Source organism: Ensifer sp. ENS09 (genome assembly GCF_014852425.1).
In the GTDB taxonomy this organism is placed as follows: domain Bacteria; phylum Pseudomonadota; class Alphaproteobacteria; order Rhizobiales; family Rhizobiaceae; genus Ensifer.
In genome coordinates this window covers 249,104-275,549 of record NZ_JACVBP010000006.1, presented here as the reverse complement: position 1 = coordinate 275,549, position 26,446 = coordinate 249,104, and the positions used below count along the sequence as shown (strand labels likewise).

General features: G+C 63.2%; 19 protein-coding genes. 5 read left to right on the top strand and 14 right to left on the bottom strand.

Features of this window, described 5'->3' with window-relative positions:
- Positions 1-76: 76 nt before the first annotated feature.
- Positions 77-1,069 carry a bile acid:sodium symporter family protein gene (locus tag IB267_RS28045; protein WP_192450749.1) on the bottom strand — a complete coding sequence of 331 codons (993 nt, stop codon included), beginning with the start codon at positions 1,067-1,069 and terminating at the stop codon, positions 77-79.
- A 95-nt stretch (positions 1,070-1,164) separates the two neighbouring features.
- Here IB267_RS28045 and IB267_RS28040 point away from each other — a divergent pair, with 95 nt between their 5' ends.
- Positions 1,165-2,022: a LysR family transcriptional regulator gene (locus tag IB267_RS28040; protein ID WP_192450748.1), complete on the top strand. Its 858-nt coding sequence runs from the start codon at positions 1,165-1,167 to the stop codon at positions 2,020-2,022.
- 9 nt (positions 2,023-2,031) lie between these two features.
- On the opposite strand, the gene IB267_RS28035 is transcribed toward IB267_RS28040, so the two are convergent.
- Positions 2,032-3,078 carry a low specificity L-threonine aldolase gene (locus IB267_RS28035; RefSeq protein ID WP_192450747.1) on the bottom strand — a complete coding sequence of 349 codons (1,047 nt, stop codon included), beginning with the start codon at positions 3,076-3,078 and terminating at the stop codon, positions 2,032-2,034.
- 554 nt (positions 3,079-3,632) lie between these two features.
- On the opposite strand from IB267_RS28035, the gene gltB reads away from it, so the two are divergent.
- A complete protein-coding gene (gene gltB / locus IB267_RS28030; protein ID WP_192450746.1) occupies positions 3,633-8,357 on the top strand; it encodes a glutamate synthase large subunit in 4,725 nt (1,574 codons plus the stop codon).
- 108 nt (positions 8,358-8,465) lie between these two features.
- Positions 8,466-9,923 (top strand): glutamate synthase subunit beta, encoded by a 1,458-nt coding sequence (locus tag IB267_RS28025; protein WP_192450745.1) that lies wholly within the window; start codon positions 8,466-8,468, stop codon positions 9,921-9,923.
- An 80-nt stretch (positions 9,924-10,003) separates the two neighbouring features.
- On the opposite strand, the gene IB267_RS28020 is transcribed toward IB267_RS28025, so the two are convergent.
- Both IB267_RS28020 and IB267_RS28015 read right to left on the bottom strand, forming a co-directional pair.
- The gene (locus tag IB267_RS28020) at positions 10,004-11,254 is read right to left on the bottom strand and encodes a DUF459 domain-containing protein (RefSeq protein WP_192450744.1); all 1,251 of its coding nucleotides are present in this window, start codon (positions 11,252-11,254) and stop codon (positions 10,004-10,006) included.
- 136 nt (positions 11,255-11,390) lie between these two features.
- Positions 11,391-12,611, bottom strand: coding sequence for a lytic murein transglycosylase (locus IB267_RS28015; protein WP_192450743.1), 1,221 nt, complete (start codon positions 12,609-12,611; stop codon positions 11,391-11,393).
- 398 nt (positions 12,612-13,009) lie between these two features.
- Between IB267_RS28015 and galU the strand changes: the two genes are divergently transcribed.
- A complete protein-coding gene (gene galU, locus IB267_RS28010; protein WP_192450742.1) occupies positions 13,010-13,897 on the top strand; it encodes a UTP--glucose-1-phosphate uridylyltransferase GalU in 888 nt (295 codons plus the stop codon).
- A gap of 75 nt (positions 13,898-13,972) precedes the next feature.
- Here the strand turns inward: galU and IB267_RS28005 are convergent, their stop codons facing one another.
- The 8 genes from IB267_RS28005 to IB267_RS27970 form a co-directional block, all read right to left on the bottom strand.
- Positions 13,973-15,421, bottom strand: a complete 1,449-nt coding sequence (locus IB267_RS28005; RefSeq protein ID WP_192450741.1) for an outer membrane beta-barrel protein — start codon at positions 15,419-15,421, stop codon at positions 13,973-13,975.
- Between the two features lie 94 nt (positions 15,422-15,515).
- Positions 15,516-15,986, bottom strand: coding sequence for an NfeD family protein (locus IB267_RS28000; protein WP_192450740.1), 471 nt, complete (start codon positions 15,984-15,986; stop codon positions 15,516-15,518).
- 3 nt (positions 15,987-15,989) lie between these two features.
- Positions 15,990-16,985, bottom strand: coding sequence for an SPFH domain-containing protein (locus tag IB267_RS27995; protein ID WP_156133928.1), 996 nt, complete (start codon positions 16,983-16,985; stop codon positions 15,990-15,992).
- A gap of 196 nt (positions 16,986-17,181) precedes the next feature.
- Positions 17,182-18,219 carry a ferrochelatase gene (hemH, locus tag IB267_RS27990; protein WP_192450739.1) on the bottom strand — a complete coding sequence of 346 codons (1,038 nt, stop codon included), beginning with the start codon at positions 18,217-18,219 and terminating at the stop codon, positions 17,182-17,184.
- Positions 18,220-18,342: 123 nt separating this feature from the next.
- Positions 18,343-20,217 (bottom strand): bifunctional UDP-sugar hydrolase/5'-nucleotidase, encoded by a 1,875-nt coding sequence (locus tag IB267_RS27985; protein ID WP_192450738.1) that lies wholly within the window; start codon positions 20,215-20,217, stop codon positions 18,343-18,345.
- A 228-nt stretch (positions 20,218-20,445) separates the two neighbouring features.
- Positions 20,446-20,817 carry an outer membrane lipoprotein Omp10 gene (omp10, locus tag IB267_RS27980; RefSeq protein ID WP_192450737.1) on the bottom strand — a complete coding sequence of 124 codons (372 nt, stop codon included), beginning with the start codon at positions 20,815-20,817 and terminating at the stop codon, positions 20,446-20,448.
- 173 nt (positions 20,818-20,990) lie between these two features.
- Positions 20,991-22,442: a homospermidine synthase gene (locus IB267_RS27975; RefSeq protein ID WP_192450736.1), complete on the bottom strand. Its 1,452-nt coding sequence runs from the start codon at positions 22,440-22,442 to the stop codon at positions 20,991-20,993.
- 192 nt (positions 22,443-22,634) lie between these two features.
- Complete coding sequence (locus tag IB267_RS27970; protein ID WP_192450735.1) at positions 22,635-23,513, bottom strand: DUF3445 domain-containing protein; 879 nt, start codon at positions 23,511-23,513, stop codon at positions 22,635-22,637.
- 153 nt (positions 23,514-23,666) lie between these two features.
- Between IB267_RS27970 and IB267_RS27965 the strand changes: the two genes are divergently transcribed.
- Positions 23,667-24,617: a sensor domain-containing diguanylate cyclase gene (locus IB267_RS27965; RefSeq protein ID WP_192450734.1), complete on the top strand. Its 951-nt coding sequence runs from the start codon at positions 23,667-23,669 to the stop codon at positions 24,615-24,617.
- Here the strand turns inward: IB267_RS27965 and IB267_RS27960 are convergent.
- Positions 24,582-25,214, bottom strand: a complete 633-nt coding sequence (locus IB267_RS27960) for an aminotransferase class IV family protein (protein ID WP_192450733.1) — start codon at positions 25,212-25,214, stop codon at positions 24,582-24,584. The two genes, IB267_RS27965 and IB267_RS27960, sit on opposite strands and share 36 nt — an antisense overlap.
- A complete protein-coding gene (locus tag IB267_RS27955) occupies positions 25,211-26,410 on the bottom strand; it encodes an aminodeoxychorismate synthase component I (protein ID WP_192450732.1) in 1,200 nt (399 codons plus the stop codon). The genes IB267_RS27960 and IB267_RS27955 overlap by 4 nt, the downstream gene beginning before the upstream one ends.
- Between the last annotated feature and the right edge of the window lie 36 nt (positions 26,411-26,446).

The window sequence follows — 26,446 nt, the reverse complement described above, 5'->3', positions numbered from 1 at the left end:
GCACGAAACAGGCCTCCCACAAAGAACGGCGTCCGTCAGGGCGCCGTTTTTTGTTGTCGGATCAATCAGCGCTGGATCAGGTCTGGGCCGGCACCGGCACCGCCGAGGTTGCCGCTTTCCTCGCTGCGTAGCGCTGCGCGATCACCGCGCAGGCCATCAGTTGGATCTGGTGGAAGAGCATGACCGGCAGCACGATCGCGCCGATGTTCTGGCCGGCGAAGATGGCGCTTGCCATCGGCACGCCGCTCGCCAGACTCTTCTTCGAGCCGCAGAAGGTGATGGCAATCTCGTCGGCCTTGTCGAAACCGAGCAGGCGGCTGCCGTACATGGTGACGGCGAGCACAAGCGCCAGCATGACGATTTCGATGACGACGAGCACACCGAGATCGGTCAGCGAGAACGTTTGCCACAGGCCCGACGTCACCGCCTGGCTGAAGGCGAGGTAGACGACCATCAGGATCGAGCCGCGATCGACCGGCGCCAACAGTCCCTTGCGGGCGCGGATCCAGTTGCCGATCAAGGGCTGCAGCATCTGGCCGATGACGAAGGGGGCAAGCAGCTGCAGCAGGATCTGCTTGACCGCGTCGAGCGTGACGGTGCCATGGCCGCCGGCGGAAAACAGCAACCCGACGAGCAGCGGCGTCAGGAACATGCCGAAAATGTTGGAGGCCGACGCCGAGCAGATCGCTGCCGGTACGTTGCCGCCGGCCATGGAGGTGAAGGCGATCGACGACTGCACCGTCGAGGGCAGCACGCAGAGGAAAAGAATGCCGGTGTAAAGCGACTGCGGCAGGATCGATTCCGGCACAAAACCGATTGCAAGGCCGATCAGCGGGAAGAGCACGAAGGTCGAGGCAAGGATCGTGAGGTGCAGCCGCCAATGCAGGATGCCGGCGATCACCACGTCGCCCGACAGGCGCGCGCCGTGCAGGAAGAAGACCATGCCGACGGCCACCTTCGTCGCCAGTCCGAACCACTCGGTTGCCTCGCCATGGATCGGCAGGACGGATGCAAGCAGCACCGTCGCCAGAAGCAGGATCGTGAAGGTATCGGGAAGGTAGCGGCGCATCTCAGCTCACTTGCTCGTTAACGAACGTCTTGCGGGGATCGCTCATTGTGAAGCAGGATGCAAGGAATAACAGTTATCACGAAATGAGATGAGCCATGTTGGATCTCGTGCAGTTGCGCAGTTTCGTCGCTCTCGAACAGATGGGCAGCTTCACGCTTGCAGCGGAAAAACTGTCGCTCGGGCAATCGACGGTCAGCCAGCATATCCAGCGGCTCGAGGCTTCGCTCGGGCGCACGCTTGTCGCTCGGGACACGCACCGCGTTTCGCTGACGGCGGACGGGCAGGCGCTGCTTGCGCACGCACGCTCGATGTTGGCGATCGACGGCGAGGTGCGGGCGCTGTTTGCCGAAAGCAGCCTGCGCGGACGCTTGCGGCTTGGCGTCTCCGAGGATTTCGTCATGAGCCGGCTGCCGGCGGTGCTCGAAGATTTCGTGCGCGCCCACCCGTCGGTCGACCTCGAACTGACGGTCGCCTTGAGCGGCGTGCTCTACCAGATGCAGGACAATGGCGAGATAGACCTCGTGCTTGCCAAGCGCAGGCTCGGCGACCTCAGGGGCGAGCTCGTCTATCGCGAACCACTGGTTTGGCTGGCGCGTGACCCGGAAAGGATCAAGCGTGACAAGGTGCTGCCGCTGATCGCCTTTCCGCCGCCGAGCATCACCCGTAGCGTCGCGCTCGAAGTGCTCGACCGGAACCGCCTGCCGTGGCGGATCGTGTGCACCTGCGGCAGCCTTAGCGGCCTGACGGCGGCGGCCCGGGCCGGCATGGGCGTGCTCGTGCAGCCGCGCAGCATGGTGCCGTCAGGGCTCAAGGAAATCCCCGCCGGCCTCCTGCCGCCGCTCGAAGACGTGGAATTCGTGCTGGTGCCGAGCAAGGGCGTCGACCGAAAGCTGAGTGCAGCACTCTCGGTCGAAATCCTCGCCAATCTGAGGACCCTGCAAGGGCAGGGTTGAGGGAAGGGTTCAGCAGCCGGCGACGAAGCGGTCGACGTCCTCGGCCTTGGTCGCAAAGCTGGTGACGAGGCGATAGAGGCCCTCGTTCTTGGCAAGCTTGCCCTCAAGATCGTGCGGCACCGGCCAGTCGTAGAAGACGGCGCCATCCTGCCTGAGCTTCGTCGCCACGTCCTTGCTGATGATGGCGAAGACCTCGTTGGCATCGGCCGCCCAGGCAAGGCGGCTCGTCTTTGCGGCGGCGATGCCCTCGGCCAGACGTGTGGCCATGGCGTTGGCGTGACGGGCGAGGTTCAGCCAGAGATCGCCTGCGAAGTAGGCGTCGAACTGCGCCGAGACGAAACGCGACTTGGAGAAAAGCTGGGCGGAGCGCTTGCGCAGGAAGTGCATCTCATGCGCCTTGGAGAGGTCGAACAGCACCAGCGCCTCGGCGCACCAGCAGCCGTTCTTGGTGCCGCCGAAGGAGACGATGTCGACGCCGCGCTTCCAGGTCATTTCGGCGGGCGTTACGTCGAGGCTGACCAGCGCGTTGGCCAAGCGCGCACCATCCATGTGCAGCGGCAGCTTGTGTCCCTTGGCGACGGCCGAGATCGCCTCGATCTCAGCGAGCGAATAGACCGTGCCGCTTTCCGTCGCCTGCGTCAGCGATACCGCACTGGGCTGGCCGCCGTGGACGTTGTCGAGCGGGAAGCGGCGGATCTCGGCTTCAAGGCGGGAGGCCTCCATCTTGCCCCGCGGTCCGTCGACGGGTTTCAGGCGGGCGCCATGCGAAAAGAACTCGGGCGCGCCGCATTCGTCGGCGATGACATGGGCCTCGCGATGGCAGAAGGCGACACCGCCGGCGCGGTTGGCCGTCGCCAGGGCCAGCGAATTGGCGGCCGTACCGGTGCCGACGAAGAAGACGGCGACCTCCCTTTCGAAAATCTCCGCGAACTTCTTTTCCACCTTCCGGTCGAGCTCGCTGGTGCCATAGGCCGATGCGTAGCCGCCGGCATGCGCCATCAGGCTTTCGGCGATCGCGGGATGGGCGCCAGCCCAGTTATCAGACGAAAAAATCATCACTTCTCACCCTGTTTCACCGTCATTTCGACGGCTTTTGCCGACCTTAGCCGAGTTTATAGCCGGATCAATCACGGTGAGAGGCCGAAAGGCCAACAGGAGACCAGTTTGAAACCAAAAGGAAGAAAACGGCGATATGCCGTAATTAAATTATAAAAGCCGGAAATTTCCGGCAATGTTCGGCAAAATCTTCTCTATTATTTGCTGATATGCCTCTTGCGGAGGGGGGTGGTTTCTGGCATAGAGCACATGAAATAGGACAGGTTTGCTGTCCTATTTCGGTCTAGGGACCGGAACAATCGCCGTGAGTGCCTAAAAAAGTGGCAGCCGGCGTGCGAAGCGGGGGGGCTAACCGGATTTCATCCGGTTGTTATCGCCCGCCGTCAGGATGGTCGCAGACATCAGTGCCTGATGATGCCGTGCTTATTTGCGACCTGATCAGGATCATGAGACGATGAGTGCCCCGGCTTTTCGGCGTGCCTTTGCGCGCAACGAAGAGTCATGCGCGGGCGGTGCCATGCCCGGCGGTGCCGGGTTCAACAGGAGGGAAAACGATGACGGATCATTCGCCATCACAGCAATCTGGGCTCAACCTCGCACACAGCGTTGCGACGGCTGAAAAAACGCCCGCATTCCCGACTGGCCTGCCGCGAAAACAGGGACTCTACGATCCGCGCAACGAACATGACGCCTGCGGCGTCGGCTTCGTCGCCCATATGAAGGGCCAGAAGTCGCACCAGATCGTGCGCGACGGCCTCTTCATGCTCGAAAACCTGACGCACCGCGGTGCCGTCGGCGCCGACCCGCTGATGGGCGACGGTGCGGGCATCCTCGTGCAGATTCCCGACCGCTTCTTCCGCGAGGAAATGGCCAAGCAAGGCATCACCCTGCCGAAGGCCGGCGAATATGCCGTCGGCCACATCTTCATGCCGCAGGACGATGCGCTCGTCGAACACTTCAAGCAGGTGATCAAGGACGTCGTCACGGAAGAGGGCCAGGTGCTCATCGGGTACCGCGATGTGCCGGTCGACAATTCGTCGCTGTCGAAGGCGCCCGAGATCGCCGCGACCGAGCCGCGCCATGTCCAGATCTTCATCGGCGCCGGCCGTGACGCCGCCACGAACCCGGAGTTCGAGCGCCGTCTCTTTACGCTGCGCAAGGTGATCTCCAACCGCATCTATGACGAATACAAGGGCGAGGAGAGCAACTTCTACCCGGTCTCGCTGTCGTCCTCGACGATCGTCTACAAGGGCATGTTCCTCGCCTATCAGGTCGGCGCCTATTATAAGGACCTGGCCGATCCGCGGTTCGAAAGTGCGGTGGCGCTCGTCCATCAGCGCTTCTCGACCAACACTTTCCCGTCATGGAAGCTGGCGCACCCGTACCGCATGGTCGCGCACAACGGTGAAATCAACACGCTGCGCGGCAACGTCAACTGGATGGCGGCGCGCCAGGCTTCGGTCTCCTCGCCGCTCTTCGGCGACGACATCTCCAAGCTCTGGCCGATCTCCTACGAGGGCCAGTCGGACACCGCCTGCTTCGACAATGCACTCGAGTTCCTGGTCCAGGGCGGCTACTCGCTGTCGCATGCCGTCATGATGCTGATCCCCGAGGCATGGGCCGGCAACCAGCTGATGTCGCCTGAGCGAAAGGCGTTCTACGAGTACCACGCAGCGCTGATGGAGCCGTGGGACGGACCGGCCGCGGTCGCCTTTACCGACGGTCGCCAGATCGGCGCGACGCTCGACCGCAACGGTCTGCGTCCGGCCCGCTACATCGTCACCTCTGACGATCGCGTTATCCTCGCATCGGAAGCCGGCGTGCTGCCGGTCGACGAGGGCAAGATCGTCAAGAAGTGGCGCTTGCAGCCGGGCAAGATGCTGCTGATCGACATGGAGCAGGGCCGCATCATCTCCGACGAGGAGGTGAAGTCGTCGCTCGCCCAGAAGCACCCCTACAGCAAGTGGCTTGAAGACACCCAGCTGATCCTTGAGGAACTGAAGCCGGTGGAGCCGCGTGCGCTGCGCCGCGACGTCTCCTTGATCGACCGCCAGCAGGCCTTCGGCTACACGCTCGAAGACACCAAGATCCTGATGTCGCCGATGGCGACGACCGGCCAGGAAGCGATCGGCTCGATGGGCACCGACACGCCGATCTCGGCGATGTCGGACAAGCGCAAGTTGCTCTACACCTATTTCAAGCAGAACTTCGCGCAGGTCACCAACCCGCCGATCGACCCGATCCGTGAAGAGCTGGTGATGAGCCTCGTCTCCTTCATCGGTCCGCGTCCGAACATCCTCGACCACGAAGGCATGGCGCATGCCAAGCGGCTCGAGGTGCGCCAGCCGATCCTGACCAACGGCGATCTCGAAAAGATCCGCTCGATCGGCCACACCGAAGATCGTTTCGACACCAAGACGCTCGACTTCACCTATGACATTTCGCGCGGTGCCGAAGGCATGCCCGAAATGCTCGACCGGCTCTGCGAGCGCGCGGAAGCGGCGGTTAAGGGCGGCTACAACATCATCGTGCTGTCCGACCGTCAGGTCGGTCCGGATCGCGTTGCGATCCCGGCGCTGCTTGCGACCGCTGCGGTACACCACCATCTGATCCGCAAGGGTCTGCGCACCTCGGTCGGCATCGTGCTGGAATCCGGCGAACCGCGCGAAGTGCACCACTTCTGCCTGCTCGCCGGCTACGGCGCCGAGGCGATCAACCCCTATCTCGCCTTCGACACGCTGACCGACATGCACAAGCGTGGCGACTTCCCCAAGGAAGTCGACGGCAGCGAGGTCGTCTACCGCTACATCAAGGCTGTCGGTAAGGGCATTCTCAAGGTCATGTCCAAGATGGGCATCTCGACCTACCAGTCCTATTGCGGTGCGCAGATCTTCGACGCCATCGGCCTGTCGTCGAAGCTGGTCAACCAGTTCTTCTTCGGCACGGCGACGACGATCGAGGGCATCGGCCTCGAAGAGATCGCTGCTGAAACCGTTGCTCGCCACAAGGCGGCCTTCGGTGCCGACCCGGTTCTCGCCAACACGCTCGACATCGGCGGCGAATATGCCTTCCGCATGCGCGGCGAAAGCCATGCCTGGACGCCGGACGCGATCGCCTCGCTGCAGCACGCCGTGCGCGGCAATGCCCAGGACCGCTACCGTGAGTTCGCCGAGATGGTGAACACCTCGGCGCTGCGCATGAACACGATCCGTGGCCTCTTCACGATCAAGAGCGCAGAGGCTCTCGGCCGCAAGCCGATCTCGGTCGACGAAGTCGAGCCGGCTGCCGACATCGTCAAGCGCTTCTCCACCGGCGCCATGTCCTTCGGCTCGATCAGCCGCGAGGCGCATACGACGCTGGCGATTGCCATGAACCGGATCGGCGGCAAGTCGAACACCGGCGAGGGTGGTGAGGAAAGCGACCGCTACCTGCCGCTGCCCGACGGTTCCGTGAACCCCGAGCGTTCGGCCATCAAGCAGATCGCGTCGGGCCGCTTCGGCGTGACCACCGAATACCTGGTCAATGCCGACATGCTGCAGATCAAGGTGGCGCAGGGTGCCAAGCCCGGCGAAGGTGGCCAGCTGCCCGGCCACAAGGTCGATGCGACGGTTGCCAAGACCCGCCATTCGACCCCGGGCGTCGGCCTGATTTCGCCGCCGCCGCACCATGACATCTATTCGATCGAAGACCTGGCGCAGCTGATCTACGATCTGAAGAACGTCAATCCGCAAGCGGATGTCTCGGTCAAGCTCGTCTCGGAAGTCGGCGTCGGCACGGTTGCCGCAGGCGTTGCCAAGGCGCGCGCCGACCACATCACCGTTGCCGGTTTCGACGGCGGCACCGGCGCATCGCCGCTGACCTCGCTGAAGCACGCCGGCAGTCCCTGGGAAATCGGCCTAGCCGAAACCCAGCAGACGCTGGTGCTGAACGGCCTGCGCTCGCGTGTTGCCCTTCAGGTCGACGGTGGTCTGAAGACCGGTCGCGACGTCATCATCGGCGCCCTGCTCGGCGCCGACGAGTTCGGCTTTGCGACCGCCCCGCTGATCGCCGCCGGCTGCATCATGATGCGCAAGTGCCACCTCAACACCTGTCCCGTCGGCGTTGCGACCCAGGATCCGGTGCTGCGCAAGCGCTTCAAGGGCACGGCCGAGCACGTCATCAACTACTTCTTCTTCGTCGCCGAGGAAGTGCGCGAGATCCTGGCGTCGCTCGGCGTCAAGAAGCTCAACGACATCGTCGGCGCTTCGGAACTGCTCGAAAAAGACGGTGCGCTGGCGCACTGGAAGGCCAACGGCCTCGACTTCTCGAAGATCTTCCACAAGGTGGAAGCCAAGAAGGAAGAGACCTACTGGACGATCCGCCAGCAGCACCCGATCGACGACGTTCTCGATCGCAAGCTGATCAAGGAAGCGGCGGTCGCGCTCGAAACCAAGGCTCCGGTCAAGATCGAAGCCGAGATCAAGAACGTCGACCGTTCGGCCGGCGCGATGCTTGCCGGTGCGCTTGCCAAGCGCTGGGGCCACAAGGGCCTGAAGGACGACACCATCCACGTGACCCTCAAGGGCACGGCTGGCCAGTCCTTCGGCGCGTTCCTCGCACGCGGCATCACCTTCGATCTCGTGGGTGACGGTAACGACTATGTCGGCAAGGGTCTTTCGGGCGGTCGCATCATCGTCCGGCCGCCGGAAAATGCGACGATCGTTCCGCAAGAATCGATCATCGTCGGCAACACCGTGCTCTACGGCGCGATCTCGGGCGAGTGCTACTTCAACGGCGTGGCCGGCGAACGTTTCGCCGTGCGCAACTCTGGTGCTGTCGCGGTCGTCGAGGGCGTGGGTGACCACGGCTGCGAATACATGACCGGCGGCGTCGTCGTCGTGCTCGGCGGAACGGGCCGCAACTTTGCGGCCGGCATGTCGGGCGGTGTCGCCTATGTGCTCGACGAGGAAGGCGATTTCGCCCGTCGCTGCAACATGGCGATGGTCGAGCTGCAGCCGGTTCCGGAAGAGGACGACATGCTGGAGAAGCTGCATCACCACGGCGGCGACATCATGCACAAGGGCATGGTCGACGTGTCGGGCGACATGACGCGCCATGACGAGGAGCGGCTTTATCAGCTCATCTCCAACCACCTTCACCACACGGGTTCGCCCCGGGCGAAGGAGATCCTCGATCACTGGACGGATTATCGGCCGAAATTCCGCAAGGTCATGCCGGTCGAATACCGCCGTGCGCTCGAGGATATGGAACGCATGAAAATGGCAGAGGCGGCCGAATAGGAGGCCCCGGTGACCAAGGCTCCCGGTTCATTGCAGATCGGTTCGGGGGCCTCTCACGCGCGCTCGCAAAAAGCGCCTGTTCAGACGCAAAGCTTTCAGGATGAAACGATGGGTAAGGTAACTGGATTTCTCGAGATCGACCGGCAAGTGGCAAAGTACCAGCCGGCGTCCGACCGCATCCGCCATTTTCGCGAATTCACCATTCCGATGTCAGAACCGGAAGTGCAGAAGCAGGCGGCACGCTGCATGGACTGTGGCATCCCCTATTGCCACGGCCCGACCGGCTGCCCGGTGCACAACCAGATCCCGGACTGGAACGACCTCGTCTACAACGGCAACTGGGACGAGGCGATCCGCAACCTGCATTCGACCAACAACTTCCCGGAATTCACCGGTCGCGTCTGCCCGGCGCCGTGCGAGGAAGCCTGCACGCTGAACCTCGAAGACACCCCGGTGGCGATCAAGACCGTCGAGCAGGCGATCGCCGACAAAGCCTATGAGATGGGCTACATCGTGCCGCAGCCGGCCGTCACCAAGACCGGCAAGAAGGTCGCGGTCATCGGCTCGGGACCTGCCGGCATGGCATCGGCCCAGCAGCTTGCCCGCGCCGGCCACGAGGTTCACGTCTACGAACGCGAGACCAAGCCCGGCGGCCTGCTGCGCTACGGCATCCCGGACTTCAAGATGGAAAAGAACTTCATCGATCGCCGCGTCGACCAGATGCGCGGCGAAGGGGTCACTTTCCATTGCGGCATCAATGTCGGCGTCGATGTGCCGATGCAGCGCCTGCTCGACGAGCATGACGCCGTGCTCTACTGCGGCGGCTCCGAGACCCCGCGCGACGCGGGCATCCCGGGCGTCCAGTTCGCCGGCGTTCATGATGCGATGCCCTATCTGGTGCAGCAGAACCGCCGTGTCGGTCGCGAGAACATCGACAGCGTCGGCTGGCCGTCGCAGCCGATCCTTGCCGGCGGCAAGCATATCGTCGTCGTCGGCGGTGGTGATACCGCGTCCGACTGTGTCGGCACCGCTTTCCGCCAGGGCGCCGTCAAGGTGACCCAGCTCGACATCCGTCCGCAGCCGCCGGAAAAGGAAGACAAGCTCGCCGTCTGGCCGTTCTGGGCGACGAAGATGCGCACCTCTTCCAGCCAGGCCGAAGGCGCCATCCGCGAGTTCCAGGTGGCGACCCTTGAGTTCATCGGCGACGAGGACGGCAACCTGACCGGCGTGAAGTGCTGCCAGGTGGATGATCGCCGCAAGCCGGTCGCCGGCACGGAGTTCATCATCAAGGCGGATCTTGCCTTCATCGCCATCGGTTTCAGTGGTCCCTTCACCAACAGCGTGATCAAGGATCTCGGCGACAAGCTGACGCTCAACACCGACCGCCGCGGCTCGACCAACGTCGTCGCCAACGAGCGCGACTACAAGACCTCAGTCGACAAGCTCTGGACGGCCGGCGACGTGCGCCGCGGCCAATCGCTCGTCGTCTGGGCGATCCGCGAAGGCCGCCAGGCGGCACGTGCGATCGACGAGGCGCTGATGGGCTCGACGACCCTGCCGCGCTAAGCAAGTTCACTCCCAAGCATGAAAGAAGCCCCGCAGCGATGCGGGGCTTTTTTTGTGGCCGGGCAGGACTGTTCGTCGATCTAGTTGCGGATCACCGGGTTGCTGATCACCGTGCTCGGTTTCGACAGGCGGAAGTCATCGACGCGGCCGGCCGGGGCGGCGGCGACGTCGCCCTTGCCCACCAGCAGGTCGCGCGGGCTCTTGCCGTTGCCCTTGTCCGGTGCTGCGCCGCCGAGCAGGGATGCGGCGCCATCGAGCGCCGGATCGGTCAGGCCGATCGGCTGGGTCTTGACGATATCCTCGTTGCCGAGCGGTGCGGTCACCACGAGGTCCTTGAGTTCGTCGGCGCCCGGTACGTTTTTGTCGGTCGCGGCGGCATCGCCGAGCAGCCGGCGGATGTCCTTCTCCACGTAAAATGCGAGCTTGCGCTTGCCGGCCTTGGTCAGGTTGACGCCGTCGGCGCCGCGCAGGCGCACCTGCTGGCCGTTGATGTCGGACCCGGTCAGCACGAATTTGCCGCCCTCGTCGACGAAACCGTCCCAGATGTCGACGAACTGGCCGCCGACCTTCTCAATTTCCTCGCGGTAGATACCGTTGAAGGTGACCATGTCGGCGGTCATGGCGGCCGACTGGAATGGTGGCATGCCGACCCAGAGAACCGGCAGCTTTTCCTTGCGCGCAAGGGCTGCCAGCGCGTTGACGCGTTTGCGATACTCTTCCGTCCAAAGGTCGGAGCGGAACTTCTCCTTGGTGCTGCCGATTTGCATCTGCTGGCGATCGTTGGCGCCCAAGCTGATGATGATGACCGACGGCTTCACTTCGCCGACATAGCCCGGCAGCGTGCCGGGCCAATTGAAATAGTCCTCGCGCACGAGACCGGACGAGCCGTTCGCGCGTGTCTCGATGGTGATGCCGGGCGTCATCTCGAAGGCGGTCTTCAGGCCGTCGCCAAGGCTACCGGCCATGAAGTCGCCGACGACAAGCACCTTCTTGGCATCCGGCGCCTTTTCCACCACCACGGGCGTCGGGGCAGCGGTGTCGGCAGGTTTCGGCTTCTGCTTCTGTTGACCCAGGCCCTTCTGGCGCTGTTGCGGCTGGCGCTGGCGCTTCGGGCGCGGCTGTTCGGGAAAATAGTCCCGGTCCTCATAGACCGGCCGCTCACGGCTCAGTCCGCCAAAGAGCATCTGGAACAGATTGCGCCGCTGCACCCGCTCCTGCGCCTCGGCAAAGCTGGCGAACAGGCTCACGGTGAGCATGGCCGCGAGCGCGATCATAATCGTCGCAATCCCGAACGGCGTCCGGCCCTGTTGCCTGCTGCGCTTGCTCGTCATCTGCTTTTCTGCCCGTTCATACGTGTTCCGGCGGCGCCTGGCCGCTGTCACGGATCAGCGCGCCGCAGGGAATGCAGCGCGCCTTTTCGGTCTTTTATCTCACGGATACGCAGATCGTGAAACCGTTTCGAGCCTGCTAGTTGCGCAGCGCCCGCAGCAGCATCTGGGTCGGCTCTCCATCCGGCGCCAGCCCGTTCTTCGACTGGAACGCCTGGATCGCGGCCTTGGAGCCGGAGCCGAAGTTGCCGTCGACTTCGCCGCTATAGTAGCCAAGCTCCTTCAGCCGGTTCTGCAACTCGAACTTCTCGCTGATATCAAGCGATCCGTCCGGGCGCGGCCAGCGCTGTTGCATCCCCTGGTAGCCGGCGATCTGGTCGGCAAGCAGGCCGACGCCGAGCGCGTAGCTGTCGGACGCGTTGTAGCGCTTGATGACGAAGAAGTTCTTGGTCATCAGGAAGCCGGGCCCCTGGCCACCGCTCGGCAACTTGAGCTCGGCACGTGTGCTGCCATTGCGGAAGCCCTTGCCGTTCGGCCGGGCAAAACCGAGCGACGCCCATTCCTTGAGCGTCTTCGTCTGGCCGGAATACTTCGCGGCATTGGCCGGCGGAGCGACCTCGTAGCCCCAGGTCTCGCCCGGCTGCCAGCCGTTCTTCTTCAGAAGGTTGGCGGCGGTTGCCAGCGCGTCCGGCACGGAGTTCCAGATGTCGCGGTGACCGTTCCCGTCTGCGTCGACCGCATAGAGCAGGTAGCTCGTGGGGATGAACTGGGTGTGGCCCATGGCGCCCGCCCAGGAGCCGGTCAGCTCACGCGGGGTGATATCGCCCTTCTGCAGAATTTTCAGCGCGGCGATCAGCTGCTTCTTGGCATAGTTCGACCGCTTCGGATCCGCATAGGCAAGGGTGGCGAGCGCGCGCGGCACGTAGTGCAGGCGGTCGTCCTTTTCCAGCACGGCGCCGTAGTTGGACTCCATCGACCAGATGGCGAGCAGAATGGTCTTGTCGACGCCGAAGTGTTTCTCCAGCGCGTTCAGCGTGCGAGCGTGCTTGGTCGCCATCTCCTGGCCGACGCGCTTGGTGTAGGGGTTCACGCGGGAATCGATATATTCCCAGATCTTGTGCTTGAACTCCGGCTGGTAGTTGGCCTTGTCGATCACCGTCTGGTCGGGCGACTTTACGCCGGCAAAGGCCTGGCGGTAGGTTGCCTTGGTGATGCCTGCCTGAGCGGCGGTCGCGTAAAACTCGTTGATCCAGTTCTGGAACCCGGTATCGGCGCGAGCGGGGGAGGTGCCGAGCGTGGCGGCGGATAGGACGAGGGCGGCTGCGATATGACGGAAAAACGTCCTGTGGTTTCTGATCATCAGCTGTCGGTTCCGTTTCTCTGCGGAGCTTCGGCCGTCATGGCCCGAATCACTCCGCAAGGTGGCAGTCTGGGGCCAGCCTGGACGGTGGGGGCAGTCGTCGGCGGCTCCTGTTTCGGATCCGGCCGCGCTTGTTGCATTGCCGGATTGCAACGAATCTACAGAAACGTGGTCAACAAACCCTTTACCATGAAAATGTGGTGGCGTCTTCGGCCACAGAAAATGTCAAGCGTTGGTCGTGGAGTTCGCATATGCATTTGTTGCGTCGGTTCATGCTGTGTTCAGCTGACGGCATAGAGATTGCGGCTCCATTACGGAGCGCTGTATGGTTCGGGACGGATTGACGTCCAGGACCATTCGGCAAGAGTTATGAGTGAAATCCTTTCAAGGAGGTATCGATGACCGACAAGCGTAAAGTCCGCAAAGCCGTGTTCCCGGTCGCAGGACTGGGCACCCGTTTCCTGCCGGCGACCAAGGCCGTGCCGAAGGAAATGCTGACGGTGGTGGACAAGCCGGTCATTCAATATGTCGTCGACGAAGCGCTGGAAGCCGGTATCGAGCATCTGATCTTCGTGACCGGCCGCAGCAAGGCTGTCATCGAGGACTATTTCGACATTCAGGTCGAGCTCGACCAGACGCTGCGCGAGCGCAACAAGAAGATTGAGATCGAACTGCTCGACCGCATCCTGCCGAAGGCGGGAACGACCAGCTTTACCCGCCAGCAGGCGCCGCTCGGCCTTGGCCATGCAGTCTGGTGCGCCCGTGAACTCGTTGGCAACGAGCCCTTCGCGCTGCTCCTGCCAGATATGATCATGAAGGGCGAGAAGGGCTGCCTCAAGGGCATGGTCGAGCTCTACGAGCAGAGCGGCGGCAACGTCATCGCGGTTGAGGAATGCGCGCCGGACCAGGCGCACAAATACGGCATCGTCGGCGTCGGCGACAAGGTCGGCGAAGGTTTCAAGATCACCAAGATGGTCGAGAAGCCGGCACCGGGCACTGCCCCGTCGAACTTCTTCATCAACGGCCGCTACATCCTTCAGCCGGAGATCTTCCCTATCCTCGAAAAGCAGGAGCGTGGCGCCGGCAACGAGATCCAGCTGACCGACGGCATGCTCAAGCTTTCCGACAGCCAGCAGTTTGCCGCCTACCACTTCCGTGGCGATACCTATGACTGTGGCGCCAAGGACGGCTTCATCCTGGCAAACGTTGCGTTTGCGCTCGAGCGTGGCGACATTCGCCCGACCGTGGAAGGTCCGCTGAAGAGCCTGCTCGCCAGCCTGAAGTAATCGGCTTTCTCTTCTCGAAGGCAGAAAGGCCGCGCCCATCGGGCGCGGCCTTTTTTATCTGATGATCGGATTGCCTCAGCGGCGGAGCGTCAACCCGACGCCGACACGGGTGATGTCGGTGGTGTCGCCCTGATCGCGGGTGGTACGCTCGTAGCTGACGTCGCCCGTCAGCGCCAAATAACGGTTGATGTCGTAGGTGAGGCCGGCGCCGGTGCGCCAGGTGGTCTCGTCCGACGAACGGGCGTTCGAGGGGTAGTTGCGGAGCGTCAGGTTGTTCGTCAGTCGCGCGACCAGGTCCGAGCGCATCTGGTGGGTAATGATGTTGGTGAAGTTGTAGTCGATCGAGCCCGCATCGCCCGCCGTCGTCGACGGGTTGAGGTCGGTCGAAACGGCGAAGAGCACGTCGGTACCGCGTTGCGGCGACCAGTTGAGACGGCCATCGATCGAGAGGCCGCGGAGGTCGCCAAGGCGATCGTCCTCGAAATTGTAGGTCTCGTAGCCGAGGCCGAGCTCGCCATAGAGCTTCTCGCCGAGGTCGAGTTCGATACCGCCGCGTCCGGCATAGGTCTGATAGGAGCGCTCGAAGCCGAGCGGATCTTCGCGCAGGTCGTAGAGCGACTTGCCGACGGAGGCTTCGAGGAACGGGATCAGCGCCGGCGACAGTTCGTAGCCGACACGGGCGGTGAGCATGCCGGTGTTGCGGTTTCGATACTTGACCGACAGGTTCGTGCCGTTTTCGAGTTCGACATCACCATAGGTGCGCCGGTCGAAATCGATGCCGACCGAGCCGCGGATCAGGCCGAAATCGCGCTCGACAGCCGCGCCGAGGCGGTAAGTGTTGACCGCCGACTGGTTCTTGGCGTTGGAAACCGCATTCGGGTCGTCGGCGTCTTCGCGCTCGAAGCTGTAGCCGGCGCGCAGACGGGCGATCGTTTCGTCCCACAGATCGAGGCGCAATTCGGCATCGACATTGGCGCGCGGCTCTTCCTCGCCCTCGCCGGAGATGTTGTTCTGCAGCACGCCTTCGCCGGTGACGATCAGCTGATGCCGCGACCAGTCCGACGTCAAGGTGCCGCGAATTCCGGTTTCGAGATAGCCGCGGTTGGTCTTGGTGTCGCCGTCCTTGCGCCATTCGTGATTGATGGTCTCGCTGACGCTCGGGCGCAGCGTGAAGGTGCCGAGGCGAATGCCCGCTGCGCGATCGTATTCGGGGTCATAGGCCCGCAGCCGCAGGCCGTCGAGCGTCGGCTCGCGCTGGTTCAGGCGGAGGTAGTCCTCGTTTGAAGCCGGTGTCAGGTCGTCGGCGCTGACGGCGCCGGTCGTCTGCGGATCGGTGATCGCGGGTGTCGTGGCCGGGACGGCTGACGGTGCCGTGCCGGCAGTATAGGTCGTCGCCGGCGCGGTCGTGGCGGTCTGGGCGTTCAAGGACGTCGGGACAAGCAGCGCCGTGCCAGCCAGCAGCAACGCCAGCGAGGCCGAACGCCGCGCGTCTCCTTTGGTCGAGCGAGATGTGCCTGGCACCATATGCCGTTTGTCCACGAGTCTGATTGCAATCCTTTCGCAATCGTAAAGCGACGTGGTTAAGCAATCGTTTCCAAGCGGAAAAAACGTCGTGGCATCAGCCGCTTGCGGTTACGCCTTCGACGGTCAGGTTGCGGCCGTTGGTGGAAACGACGCGCACCCGCGTGCCGGCCGGCAGGTCCGGCCCCTCGACGATCCAGAACGTGTCGTCGAGCCGGATCCGTCCTCGGCCCTCGGCGATCGGTTTCTCCAACACCGCCGTGCGTCCGACGAGGCTTTCGGCGCGCTGGTTCAACAGCGGCTCGTCGGATATCTCGGAGGTGGAGAGAACGAAGCGGCGGCCGAGCAGAACGGCCGCCACCGACAGCAGGGCGAAAAGCACCAGCTGAACCTGCCAAATCCAGAAACCGACCTCCCAAAGGAGGAGGGACAGGATGCCGACGACAAGGGCCGCGACGCCGATCCAGATCAGGAACACGCCGGGCGCGACGAGCTCGGCTGCCAGAAGCACGAAACCCAGAACCCACCAGCTCCAGGGCCCGAGTTCTTGAATGGCTCGTTCGATCATGGGTTACTTCCCTTGCGAGGGATCGGCCGGGAAGGCCGGCGTGGTGCGCGGCGTCGATTGGCGCGGTCTCGCCGGCGTGGTGTCACCGTTGCCGAAGACTTCCTTGGCGATGGCGCCGATACCGCCGAGCGAACCGATCAGCGCCGAGGCTTCCATCGGCATCAGCACGATCTTCTGGTTGTTGGCGGTGCCGATCGAAGCGAGCGCTTCGGTATACTTCTGCGCGACGAAGTAGTTGATCGCCTGCACGTCGCCGGCCGCAATGGCCTCGGAGACCATCTTGGTCGCTTTCGCCTCGGCTTCCGCCAGACGTTCGCGCGCTTCGGCGTCGCGGAAGGCTGCTTCACGCTGGCCTTCAGCCTGCAGGATCGCCGACTGCTTTGCGCCTTCGGCGCGCAGGATCTGCGCGTTTCTGGCACCTTCGGCTTCCAGCACCTGCGCGCGCTTCTCGCGCTCGGCCTTCATCTGCCGCGCCATGGCATCGACCAGGTCCTTCGGCGGTGCGATGTCCTTGATCTCGACGCGGGTGATCTTGATGCCCCAGGGGCTGGCGGCTTCGTCGACGACATGCAGCAGCCTGTCATTGATCGTATCGCGGTTGGACAAGAGCTCGTCGAGATCCATCGAACCCATGACCGAGCGGATGTTGGTCATCGTCAGGTTCAGGATGGCGTTTTCCAGGTGTGCGACCTGGTAGGCGGCCTGCGCCGCGTTCAGGATCTGATAGAAGGCGACGGCATCGGCCGAGACGCTGGCATTGTCCTTGGTGATGACTTCCTGGGTCGGTACGTCGAGCACCTGTTCCATCACGTTCATCTTCGCACCGATCCGGTCGATGAAGGGAACGATCAGGTTGAGACCAGGCTCAAGCGTTTTCGTGTAACGACCAAAGCGTTCGATCGTATAGCGGTAGCCCTGCGGCACCGTCTTGATCCCCATGAAGAGGACCAGGATGATAAGCACCACGAAGCCAATGACGACGATATCCATTCCGCCCAAGATCTACCCCCTTAAATTGCAATCTCGACCTGTGGCTGCAGTCTAGCGTATTCCGTTTCCGTTCGGAATCGGTTTTCCGCGGATTGCGCGTAAATTCAAAATGTTAGAAAGGCGCACTCGCCGGTGGGCAAGCGCGCGGCTCCTTCATCCTGAGGTGGTGATCGGCGTGCCGTTTTCAAATGGGCTGGCGGGAGGCTCAAAGCCAGCCGGCAAGCTCCCGGCGCACGACGTGTTCGAGCACGGCCATGCCTTCGGCGCTGTCGTTCAGACAGGGGATGTGGGTGAACTTCTCGCCGCCATTGTGATGGAAGCTCTCAGCCGCCTGCTCGGCGATCTCTTCCAGCGTTTCCAGACAGTCGGAGACGAAGCCGGGATTGAGCACGGCGATGCGCTTGACGCCATCCTGGGCGAGCTTTTCGACCGTCTTGTCGGTGTAGGGTTGCAGCCATTCCTCGGGCCCGAAGCGCGACTGGAAGGTGACCTGAAGCTTGTCCTTCGCCCAGCCGAGCTTTTCGCGCAGCAGCCGAGCGGTCTTCTGGCACTGGCAGTAATAGGGGTCGCCCTTGTCGAAGTAGCTCTTCGGAATGCCGTGGAAGGAGGTGAGCACCACTTCCGGCTCCCAGTCGAGCGTCGCCAGGTGACGCTCGATCGAGGTCGCCAGGGCGTCGATGTAGACGGGGTCGTCGTGATAAGGCGGGACGGTGCGCAGCGCCGGCTGCCAACGCATCTTCAGAAGCGCCTCGAAGGCCTTGTCGTTGACGGTGGCCGTGGTGGCGGCGGCATATTGCGGATAGAGCGGGAAGACAAGGATGCGCTCGCATCCGGCCTTCTGCAGGGTCTCCATGCGCGAGGCGATCGACGGCTGGCCGTAACGCATGCCCCAGTCGACGATCACGTTGGACTGGTCGGCAAAGCTTTTTGCCATCAGCGTCGCCTGGTTGCGGGTATAGGTGCGCAAGTAGCTCTCGTTCAGATCCTTGTTCCAAATCATCTCGTAGGCCTTGCCGACCTTGCCGGGGCGGGTGTTGAGCACGATGCCGAACAGGATCGGATACCAGAACAGCCGCGACCACTCGATCACCCGGCGGTCGGTCAGGAACTCTTTGAGGTACCGGCGCATCGAGGTGTAGTCGGTGCCGTCGGGGGTGCCGAGATTGACCAGCAGGATGCCGACCTTTCCGGATTTGACGGAAGGGTGGTTGGCAGGAGTGGTCACGGCAAGCTGATCGGTCATCTTCATCCTCGTCGGGTCCCCGTATCGGGACACCGCTTTCGTTCCTTCGGTTTCCAGTTCTTCTAAAAAGAAAAGCCGGCGCGGGGAAGCCCGCGCCGGCTCTGAAAGGAGAGGCAAATTGTCTTACTTTGCCGGAATCTCCAGTTCCGTGCCGACATGCAGGTGGCGCGGCGCCGGCTTGCCGTTGGCGTCGGAGATCTTCTTCCAGAGCGCGCCTTCGCCGTAGAAAGCCTTGGCGAGGTCCCAGAGCGTGTCGCCCTTGGCGATCACATGCTTCTGCGGGCCGCTCGCTGCCGCGGTGCCGCCGGCCGTTGCCGCCGGCTGGGCTGTCGTGGCGTCGGCAGCAGGCTTTGCGTCCGCCGCCGGCTCGGCCGTTGCCGCACCGGCCGCCGAAGCGACCTCGGTGATGCGGCCATCGGTATAGGGCTTGAACGGCTGGTGGGCGGCGAGGTAGTCGGCAAGCACGGTTTCGAGGCCCGGACCGTAGTCGTAGGCGTTTTCACCCTGCGTCTTGAAGACGTCGTAGCCGTCGCCGCCATTGCGCATGTAGTTGTTGGTGACGAGCGAATAGGTCTTGGCCGGATCGAGCGGGACATAGGCCTCGCCCTCCTTCACCTCGACCGAGACGACGCGGCTGCCGACCGGCTTCGACTTGTCGAAGGAGAACTTCATGCCGGCCACCTGCGGGAAACGGCCGCCAGCTTCCTCGAGCTTGCTGAGGCCGTTTTCAAGCGCTGCGCGAATGCCGTCGCCCTTGATCTGGAAGGTCGCAACGGTGTTCTGGAACGGCAGCACGGTGATGGCTTCGCCCATCGAAACGTCGCCGGCATCGATGGAAGCGCGCAGACCGCCGCCGTTGGTGATGGCGATGGTCACGCCCTGGCCCTTGACGCGGTCGAGCATGGCGTCGGTGAGCAGGCTGCCCATCTCGCACTCTTTGGCGCGGCAATTCTCACGCGAGCCGTCGATCGGCGCTTCGGTCTTGGCGATGATCTTCGAGCGCAGTTCTTCGATCGGCTTGCCGAGTTCGGCGACGCGGGCAAGCACTGCCTCATCCGGCTTGATCGAGCTGTCGACGAGGATCGGGTCGCCCTTGGCAGACTTGACCACGCCCTTGTCGTCGAAGGTGACGACGAGGTCGCCGAGATACTTGGTGTAGGAGCCGGCCTGGACCACCGGAACCTTGTAACCGCCGGGGTTGTCGACCATCGTCGGGTAAGGACCCTCGGCTTTCGCATCGGTGTTGGAGAGCAGGCTGTGCGAGTGGCCGCCGACGACGACATCGACATCCGGGATCTTGGCGATGGCCGCGAGGTCGCGCGGATAGCCGACATGGGTGAGTGCGATGATCTTGTCGACGCCCTGCTTCTTCAGTTCCTCGACGGCTGCCGTGGTGGTGGCGACGTCGTCACCGATCAGGATGTCCGGGCCGGGGGAGGAAAGTTCCGGCGTGTCGTTGGCAACCGCGCCGACGATGCCGACCTTCTGGCCGCCGACGTCGAGCACGAGCGACGGCTTGATGCGGTCGCCGATCTTCGACTTGACGCTCGGCAGCACGTTGGCGGTGACAACAGGGAAGGCGATCTTGTCGAGGAAGCCGGCAAGGCCGTCTTCGCTCTCGTCGAATTCATGGTTGCCGACGGTCATCGCGTCGAACTTCATCAGGTTGAGGAATTCGGCTTCCGCCAGGCCCTTGTAGGTGGTGAAGAACAGCGAGCCCTGGAAGTTATCGCCGGCGTTCAAGAGCAGCAAGTTCTTGCCCGAGAGGTCCTGGCGCTTCTGGTCGATCAGCGCTTTCAGGCGCGCGACGCCGCCGAAGCACTCGTTCTTGCCTTCCTCTTCCGCCGAGCAGGTGGAATCGAACTTGTTGATCGATTCGATGCGGGAATGAAGGTCGTTGATATGCAGGATGTTCAATTCATAATCGGCGAAGGCTGCGCCCGAGGAGAGGGCAAGAATGGACGCGGTCATCAGGCCGGTCCGCACGTGTCTGATCATGATGTTCTCCTGTTTTTTGCCTATTGTCGTCCGACCGTATCCGGCCGTCGAAACGGATCCGGTCCCCACGATCGGGGTGGCTTTGCCGGGCCGGATGTTTTCATCACTTGCGGGCGACTTCAAGCGTTAAAGCTTCGAGGGGCTTGCCAAATTGCAACGAGGGTAAACCACGGCCCTGCAACGAAAAAAGGCCCCGGAGGGGCCTTTGATACATGCCTGTTTTCTCAATTAGCCGCGACGCGCGAGCGAGAACTGTGCCCCGGCGTCGGTGGTGCAGTTGAGCTGGTTCTGCGTGACCAGAGCGCAAGCGACCTTGGACTGAGTGTTGCGCACCAGCGAGGTCATGTTGATCTCGACAAGCGTCGGGCTCGTCTTGACGTAGTTGCCCGAGGCGAGCAGCTGGTTGGTGTCGGTCGTGCGCGTGGAGAAGGTACCGCCGGCAAATGTCGAGACGATACCGTTCGGGTCGACCCAGGAGCCCTCGACGCCTGATGCCTGGCGTGCCGGCTGTCCACCGTTATCGATGATCCGTGGCGACGACTGGCAGGAGGCAAGCGCGGCCGCGGTTGCGATTAGGGTCAGAACGGCGAATGGCTTCATAGGCGATTTCCCCCGCGTTTGGGTCGAGCGGATTGTTTCATTCCGGCAGACCATGCCGCGATCATGAGTTGAAAGCAAGAGCGGCAGGCCGCGGCCTCGGGCTTTTCCGCCAGAGATGAAAAGGCCCGGGGCACGTTCGTGACCCGGGCCGGATGCGCTTACGTCTCAGCAGCTTAGCGAACGAGGATGTTCTTGAACTGCCACGGATCCTTGGTGTCGATGTCTTCCGGGAAGAGGCCCGGGCGACCGTCGAGCGGGGTCCAGTCGGTGTAGTGACCTTCGACCGGGCCGAGGTAGGGCAGCTGCACTTCGAGGCACCGCTTGTAGTCCATCTCGTCGGCTTCGACGATGCCGGCCTTCGGGTTCTCGAGAGCCCAGACCATGCCGGCGAGAACGGCCGAGGTCACCTGCAGACCGGTGGCGTTCTGGTAAGGCGCGATGCGGCGGGTTTCTTCGAGCGACAGGCGCGAGCCGAACCAGTAGGCGTTCTTGTCGTGGCCGTAGAGCAGCACGCCGAGTTCGTCGACGCCGTCGACCAGTTCCTTTTCGTCAAGGACGTGGTGGACCGGCTGGGCATTGCCGCCGTTGCCGAACATTTCGTGCAGCGACAGAACGGCGTCGTTGGCCGGATGGTAGGCGTAGTGGCAGGTCGGGCGATAGGTGACTTCGCCTTCCTTGTCGCGAACCGTGAAGAAGTCGGCGATCGAGATCGCCTCGTTGTGGGTCACGAGGAAGCCATACTGCGGGCCGGGGGTCGGGCACCAGCTGCGCACGCGGGTGTTGGCGCCCGGCTGCTCCAGGTAGATCGCCGCCTTGCAGCCCTTCTTGTGCTTCTTGGCGTTCTTCGGCATCCAGTTTTCATGGGTGCCCCAGCCGAGTTCGGCCGGCTGCAAGCCCTCGGAGATGAAGCCTTCGACCGACCAGGTGTTCCAGAAGGTGTCGAAGGGCTTCGGGTTCTTGGTACGCTGGGTGTCGCGCTCGGCGATGTGCACGCCCTTGACGCCGACCTTCTTCATCAGCTTGGCCCAGCCTTCGCGGTCGTCCTGATGCGGCTCTTCGAACTTTACGCCGAGGTCGTTGGCGAGGTTGAGGAGGCCCTGCTTGACGAACCAGGAGACCATGCCCGGATTGGCGCCGCAGGTGGAAACCGCGGTCGTGCCGCCCGGGTTCTTTTCCTTTTCCTTACGCAGGGTTTCGCGCAGCGCATAGTTGGTGCGCTCGGCATTGTCCATTTCGCTGTCGAAATAGAAGCCGAGCCACGGCTCGACGACCGTGTCGATGTAGAGAACGTCAAGCTTGCGGCACATCCTCATCAGATCGACCGAGCCGGTGTCGACCGACAGGTTGACGCAGAAGCCCTGGCCTTCACCTTCGGTGAGAAGCGGCTTCAGCAGTTCCTTGTAGTTGTCCTTCGTCACATGCGCGCGAACGTGGCGTACGCCATGCCGTTCGAACAGCTCGTTGTCGGCAGCGTCCTCACGGGGCTCGACCACGATCAACCGGTTCTTGTCGTATTTGAAGTGGCGCTCGATCAGCGGCAAGGTGCCGCGACCGATCGAGCCGAAACCGATCATGACGATCGGACCGGTGATCTCGCCGTAAACCGGATAGGTGGTATCTGCCATTTTTGTCTTACTCCTGAGAAAACTTTCCCTGTGGCGGTGGGTGACTAAGCATGAGGAAGCGGCTGTGGCCGCTGTCTGGCTCGTGCGAGTGTGCCGAAACGGCCGCTGTGCCCGTGGGGCACGCGGCGCTGTAGAGCATAGATTGCTGTCACAATAAAGAGCCGGTCGGTCAACCGCTATTTGAGAGTGTGCTTAACCGGCGATCGTAAGCAGTGCTCCAATCAGCCCGTCCCGCTTGCTGACAAGCCCCTTGTAGGCGGCCTGCGGCAAGGTCAGGGCGCGCAGCTGTTCGACGAAGGACGCGGCCAGCGCTGCGGCATCCGGCCGCTTGCGCAGCATCGCCAGCGGGTCCGAATAGATGCGGATGGTGAAGACGAGCGCGCCGGTCTCAGGCAGCTTGCGCAGCGTCTGCCGTTCGATGCGGATGAAGGTGCGCTCCTCGGTCATCTCGATGGCACTGGCGGCAATGCCCTCGGACTTCGATTTCGGCAGGTGCAGCGCGCCGTCGACATTGACCGCCCAGTTGAAGCGCTCGACGAAACGGCCCGGCGGCAGATTGTCGAACATCCGGGCAATCAGCTCGGCGTTGCGGGTGCCATGCTCGAAGCCCGGGACGGGGCCATGGATCTCGTTCATGGTGCGGCCGTATTTTTCGGCGAGCGACCAGGAGGAAGGAAAGGCGACATAGGCGGCGTTGAGGCGCCAGCCGTCGTCGGTCTTCTGCATGATGGCAAGATCGTCCTGGACCAGCGAGCCCGAAACGGCCAGCGGCTCATCGCCGTCGAGCGGCACGGGCTCGCCGCCGACGATCATGCGGTCGCCGTCGCGGCGGTAGATCTCTGGATAGGCGGCCGGCAGGTAGTCGAGCAGAACGTCGAGCAGTTCGCGCTGCGCGTCCTGCGTTCCGTCAGCGGCGGCGAACACGGTACCGCGCGCTTGCGCAAGCAGCCGCTTCTTTTCGCAGAGGTAGTGCTGCAGCTGGTCGTCCGGCTCGATCCAGCTATCGGGGTCGAGCTGGGCAAGGCCGATGGTGAAAGGTTTTGAAGAACCGTCGTAAGGCGTATGCTTCATGCTCAGCGGCCGCACCAAGGCTGTGATTTAACCATATCCCTATCGTTTCGCACGATGAAACGCTTGCCACAAGCTGTTCGTGCTATAGCTTCGCTAGAAGCATCCGCTTCGCGCCATAATTGATCGTTGTCCGACCCGGAGGCGTGACAGACCGTGACCGGTAGTCATCTCAAGGCTCTTGCGGCCTTACAGAGCAAAACACCCGTGCTGATCGCGCTCTACGACCAGCATGATCGCCTGCGGTTTGCCAATCCGGCATTCCGCGCAGCCTACCATGTCGGCCCGGATGAGAGCCCGACCTGGGAGGAAATCATGCGCCGGAACCACGCTGCCGGCCACGGAACGATCCTCAAGACCGAAGACATCGATGCCTGGATCGCCTCGACGATGCATCGGCGCGGCAAGGTGCCGTTCCGCGCCATGGAAACCGACCTGCACGACGGTCGCTGGATGTGGATGACGGAGACAGTGGACGCGGACGGCTGCATGCTGTGCATCGCCGTCGACGTGACGGCCATCCATGCGGAGGAGCGCGAGCTCAGGCAGGACCGCGACTTCGCGCTTCGGGCCGGCCAGGTTGACGAGCTGACGAGCGTGCCCAACCGCCGCTACACGATGGGGCGTCTCACCGAGTTCATCGCCAACTGCGCCGAGAACCCGCATATGTGGGGCTGCGTCGCGATCATCGACATCGATTACTTCAAGGCGATCAACGACCGCCATGGGCACCAGCGCGGCGACGAGGTGTTGCTCGATTTCGCCCGGCAGATGCAGGAATTCGTTCGCCGTTCGGATTGTTTCGGGCGGATTGGCGGCGAGGAATTCATGCTCATCCTGCCTGATACTACCATCAGCGAGGGCCACCGCATTCTCGATCGTCTGCTCGAACGGGTGCGCAATTCCCGCCCGCTCGAGAACATCCCGGAGTTCTTCTACACCTGTTCGGTCGGGGTTGCGGAGTATCGCGACGGGGACACGGTCAGCGACCTCTATGCACGCGCCGATCAGGCGCTCTATCTCGCCAAGCGCGATGGGCGGGACCAGGTCAGGCGCCACACGCTTCCCGGCTCAGACCAGGAGGTTCACCCGGATCAGGCCCCGTAACGAGTTGCCGAGATAAAGGTCGCCGCGGGCGAGGTCGTCAAGTGAAAGCCGCGCAACTCGCGCGCGGCGCTGGCAGATGAGCTCGGTACGCAGCACGCCGGCAAGCAGGCCGCAGGCGATCGGCGGCGTCTTGAGGACGCCGCTGCCGTCGTCGAGGAAGACGGAGGTGATCGTGCCTTCGCAGACCTCATCGTTCTCGTTCAGAAGCAGAACTTCGTCGGCCTCGCTCGGGCCGAACTCGCCGCGGGCTGCCTCATAGGCGGCGCGGCGACTGGTCTTGTAGCGCAGCAGCGGATCGCCCGACTTCAGCCGGGTGCTGGCAACCCGTACCCGCCAGACCGTATCTTGGGGTAGCGGCGCGAAGGGGGCGGTCTTCACCTCGATATGGCCGTCCGGGAAGAGGTCGAGGCGAACGCGAAGCGCGGCGCCGCCATCGCCGGCCTTGACCGCTGCAAGCAGCGCGGCCTGCGCGCCATCGGCGCCCGAAATGCCGAGACGGCGGGCGGATCGGACCAGCCGGGCGAGGTGCAGACGCAGGCGGATGAAACCGGCTTCGGGCTCGTAGCGCAGGGTTTCGATCAACGAGAAATCCGTCATCGGACGACCGCGTCGTCGGCGGGCGCGACATCGCCTTCGCCGAGCGCGATCCTGTCGTCGCCAACGGCAAAGCGGGCCTTCAGGAGGCACTCTTCGTATTCGGACTGGGCGGTGCTGTCGAAGACGATGCCGCCGCCGACATTAAAGACGGCATCGCCATTTTCGAAGAGCGATATCGTCCGGATCGCGACGCTGAACCGCATCACGCCGTTCGGGGCGATGAAACCGATGGCGCCGCAATAGGCGTCGCGGGGACCGTCTTCCAGGTCGTGCAGGATTTCCATGGCGCGCATCTTCGGCGCCCCGGTGATCGAGCCGCAGGGGAAGAGCGCCGTGAAAATATCCTTGAGGCTGATCTCGGGCAGGAGCTTTGCTCGGACGTGGCTCACCATCTGGTGCACGGTCGGGTAGGTCTCGATGTCGAAGAGCTTGGGGACCTCAAGCGTGCCGACCTCGGTGATGCGCGAGATGTCATTGCGCAGGAGATCGACGATCATCCGGTTTTCGGCCTGGGTCTTTTCGTCGGCGCGCATGGCGGCGATGATCTCGGCGTCTTCCAGCGCCGACGCGCCGCGCTTGGCCGTGCCCTTCATCGGGTGGGTCTCGATCCAGCCGTCCGCATCGACACGGAAGAAAAGCTCCGGCGAGCGCGACAAGAGCACTGGCCCGTCGAGCGCGACGAGCGCGCCGTATTTGACCGGCTGTCGGTCGATCAGCGACCAGAAGGCGGCCCGCGGGTCGCCGGACCAGCGGGCATGGATCGGCATCGTCAGGTTTGCCTGGTAACAATCGCCCTTTCGCAGATGCAGGTGCAGGCGGTCGAAACGTTCGCGGTAGGTATCGAAATCCCAGCCGGCTCGCGGTTCGCTCAAGAAGGGTTCGTTCTCGGTGCGCCGCTGCGGCTCGGCGAGGGGATGATCCTCGCTCGGCGCATCGAAGATGCCAAATGACATCAGCGGCGTCTTGCGATTTTCCTCGGCAAAACCCTCGAGCTTCTCTTCGAAGAGGTGGCCGGCCTCATAGGACATGAAGCCGGCAATCCATTTGCCTGATTTGTGCGCGCGTTCGAGCGCGGCAAGGCCGCGGACAAATTCGGCCTTCGTGCGGGCCGTAATGACGCGCGAAGGCGATGCGAAAACCGTGGTGCGGCTTTCGCTGTCGTCCCGGAACAGCACATAGGGTGCAGTGTCGCTCATAAAGTCGTCTTGTCGATCGCGCCGTGATCCGGACGT

Coding starts and splice junctions, on each gene's coding strand:
- IB267_RS28020 (WP_192450744.1), bottom strand. CDS start 11,254: ATGACGAGCAAGCGCAGCAGGCAACAGGGCCGGACGCCGTTCGGGATT.
- gltB (WP_192450746.1), top strand. CDS start 3,633: ATGACGGATCATTCGCCATCACAGCAATCTGGGCTCAACCTCGCACAC.
- IB267_RS28015 (WP_192450743.1), bottom strand. CDS start 12,611: ATGATCAGAAACCACAGGACGTTTTTCCGTCATATCGCAGCCGCCCTC.
- galU (WP_192450742.1), top strand. CDS start 13,010: ATGACCGACAAGCGTAAAGTCCGCAAAGCCGTGTTCCCGGTCGCAGGA.
- hemH (WP_192450739.1), bottom strand. CDS start 18,219: ATGACCGATCAGCTTGCCGTGACCACTCCTGCCAACCACCCTTCCGTC.
- omp10 (WP_192450737.1), bottom strand. CDS start 20,817: ATGAAGCCATTCGCCGTTCTGACCCTAATCGCAACCGCGGCCGCGCTT.
- IB267_RS28040 (WP_192450748.1), top strand. CDS start 1,165: ATGTTGGATCTCGTGCAGTTGCGCAGTTTCGTCGCTCTCGAACAGATG.
- IB267_RS28000 (WP_192450740.1), bottom strand. CDS start 15,986: ATGATCGAACGAGCCATTCAAGAACTCGGGCCCTGGAGCTGGTGGGTT.
- IB267_RS27975 (WP_192450736.1), bottom strand. CDS start 22,442: ATGGCAGATACCACCTATCCGGTTTACGGCGAGATCACCGGTCCGATC.
- IB267_RS27970 (WP_192450735.1), bottom strand. CDS start 23,513: ATGAAGCATACGCCTTACGACGGTTCTTCAAAACCTTTCACCATCGGC.
- IB267_RS27955 (WP_192450732.1), bottom strand. CDS start 26,410: ATGAGCGACACTGCACCCTATGTGCTGTTCCGGGACGACAGCGAAAGC.
- IB267_RS28005 (WP_192450741.1), bottom strand. CDS start 15,421: ATGGTGCCAGGCACATCTCGCTCGACCAAAGGAGACGCGCGGCGTTCG.
- IB267_RS27985 (WP_192450738.1), bottom strand. CDS start 20,217: ATGATCAGACACGTGCGGACCGGCCTGATGACCGCGTCCATTCTTGCC.
- IB267_RS28035 (WP_192450747.1), bottom strand. CDS start 3,078: ATGATTTTTTCGTCTGATAACTGGGCTGGCGCCCATCCCGCGATCGCC.
- IB267_RS28025 (WP_192450745.1), top strand. CDS start 8,466: ATGGGTAAGGTAACTGGATTTCTCGAGATCGACCGGCAAGTGGCAAAG.
- IB267_RS28045 (WP_192450749.1), bottom strand. CDS start 1,069: ATGCGCCGCTACCTTCCCGATACCTTCACGATCCTGCTTCTGGCGACG.
- IB267_RS27960 (WP_192450733.1), bottom strand. CDS start 25,214: ATGACGGATTTCTCGTTGATCGAAACCCTGCGCTACGAGCCCGAAGCC.